This window comes from Arthrobacter sp. Y3225116 (assembly GCF_059091245.1).
The window spans coordinates 1-2,217 of sequence record NZ_JBNHGL010000355.1; the positions used below are offsets into that span (position 1 = coordinate 1).

At 69.7% G+C, this 2,217-nt stretch carries 2 protein-coding genes and 1 pseudogene; all 3 read right to left on the minus strand.

The genetic code is table 11. The annotated features are described in order from the left end of the window. Positions 1-431, minus strand: a pseudogene (locus AC5RV2_RS17260) (hypothetical protein); the annotation flags it as partial. A 70-nt stretch (positions 432-501) separates the two neighbouring features. After that, entirely contained in the window at positions 502-969 is a 468-nt protein-coding gene (locus AC5RV2_RS17265) for a tRNA (cytidine(34)-2'-O)-methyltransferase (RefSeq protein ID WP_494093356.1), read from the minus strand. An 83-nt stretch (positions 970-1,052) separates the two neighbouring features. Next, positions 1,053-1,979 carry a J domain-containing protein gene (locus AC5RV2_RS17270; RefSeq protein WP_494093355.1) on the minus strand — a complete coding sequence of 309 codons (927 nt, stop codon included), beginning with the start codon at positions 1,977-1,979 and terminating at the stop codon, positions 1,053-1,055. Between the last annotated feature and the right edge of the window lie 238 nt (positions 1,980-2,217).

The following is a 2,217-nucleotide window of genomic DNA, read 5'->3' on the forward strand; positions in this document are numbered from 1 at the left end:
AGCTTGTGGGAGATGAAGACGATGGCCTTGCCGTCGGCCTTGAGCTGGCCCATGATGCCCAGCAGCTCATCCGTTTCCTTGGGCGTCAGGACGGCGGCGTTCTCGCGGAGCGACACCGAGGCGTCCACGGTGCCGCCTCCCTCCAGTTCCTGCTGGCTGGCGACGACGTCCGCGGCATCCGTGACGTCCTGGTCCGAGGTTCCGCCCAGGGTTTTCGCTACGGCGATGGCCCCCACCACCACGACGATGGCGGCCAGGGCAAGCAGCAGCCATTTGGTGACGGCCGGCATTGGCCGCCGCTCGGTGTCTTCCGATCCGCCGGTGAGCTGGTCGGCGTGCAGCACGGAGACATCGTCATCCGGTGCGTAGTCGTGGTCCCCGGCGGAGTTACCGGGGCTGGCCAGGCGATCAGATGGCTGGGGCGTATCCATAGGATTCAAGTCTATCCGCCCCCGCCGGAGGCAGGGTCCAGCCCGACACGCCGCCGCATCGCACCCGGCGCTACAGTTTCGCCCCGGCAAAACCGTGCTGCCGCCACGCCTCATAGACGGCGATGGAGGCCGAGTTGGCCAGGTTCAGCGACCGCAGCGACGGAAGCATGGGCAGGCGCAGCCGCGCCGTGACGTGCGGATCCTGTTTGACCGATGCCGGCAGCCCGACCGACTCCGGCCCGAACATCAGCACGTCGCCGGGAGCGTACGCGACGTCCGTGTAGGAGCGCTCCCCGTCGGACGCAAAAGCGAAGACCCGCTCCGGCTGCAGGGCGTCCCACGCGGCTTCCAGATCCGCGTGAACCCGGACCACGGCAAGATCGTGGTAGTCCAGCCCGGCGCGGCGCAGCTTGGCGTCTTCGAAGGTGAACCCCAGCGGCTCGACCAGATGCAGTTCGGCTCCGGTGACCGCGGCCAGCCGGATGGCGTTGCCGGTATTGCCGGGGATTTCGGGGGCGTAGAAGAGGATGCGGAACACGGATTCCATCCTAAGCGCGCCGCAGCCGCGGCCCGGCATCCCTCGGCGGGCGGAACAGCCCCGGGCGGCGGAGCAGCACGGCGTCAGGCGTGCATGCCGCCCAGCAACTTGGCGAGCGAGGGGACGTGCACGGTGTTCGGCGCCGGGCCGGAGGACAGGAACTGTTTGAGTTCGCGCACCAGCCGCGCCGCGTTGACCACGTGTACCGGGACGATCCCGTCCGGGTCGTAGCCGCGCGTGTAATCGATCACCGGTTCGTGGAGGTTCCCGTCGGCGGAGTGGATCACGGTCCAGCCGGTGACATTGAGCTCCGGAAACAGTTCCTGCATCCTGCGGACCGCCGGTGCCAGCCTCGGCGGTTCCACGATCCGCCCGTCCTTGTGCAGGGTGCGGCCGTCCCAGCGGAAATTCCCCCGCGGCAGCAGCATCGAATCAATCAGTGCCAGCCGGTAGCCGGCCAACAGCGCGTGGTCGATGAAGCCGTTGTCCGCCGGCGAATGCAGGCCGTTGACCAGCCGTGCGGACGGGATGGCCGGCAGGATCTGCCGGCTGATCAGCTGCGCCGTCAGCGCCTCGCGCCGCAGCCTGGCCCCGGCGCCGAAGATGCCACGTTTCCGCGGCGCCCCATGGATGTGCTGGCGGGCGATGTTCTCCGGCAACGCGGGGGACCCGTCCGGGGAGCCGTAGGCGGGAACATAGACGGGGGAGTCCGACGCCGACGGGCCGCGTTGCCCGGGCGCCGAGGGCCGGGGACCGGGGCCGGCCGCGAAGGTTCCGGTGCTGTCCGTCTGGGCGCCCGGGCCGGCGGCACCGTAGGAACGGTCGTAGCGGGACCTGGCCTGCGGGTTGCTGAGGACTTCGTAGGCGAGGCTGACGCGGCGGAACTCGGCGGCATCCCCGCCATGGTCCGGGTGCGTGGCACGGGCGGCCCGGCGGTACGCGGCCTTGATCTGGTGCGCCGTGGCATTAACCGGCAACCCCAGGACGTCGTAGTGGGATAGGGGAATCACCGGCCGCCTCTCTGTCGGGTCTCGGGGTCCTGCGCGAAGCCAAGTGTAACCGCCGGCCGCCTGTGTCGGACCGCGGCCACAGGCCGACGCGATGCCACAATGATCTGCTGTGACCTCGCTGCCGTCCCCCGCGCCGATCGCCGTCGCCCTGAATGCCGTGGCCGACGGGCACGGCATGGTGACGGAAAACGTGTTTGAGGCGCGCTGGGGTTTCACCTCCGAATTGGCCCGGCTGGGA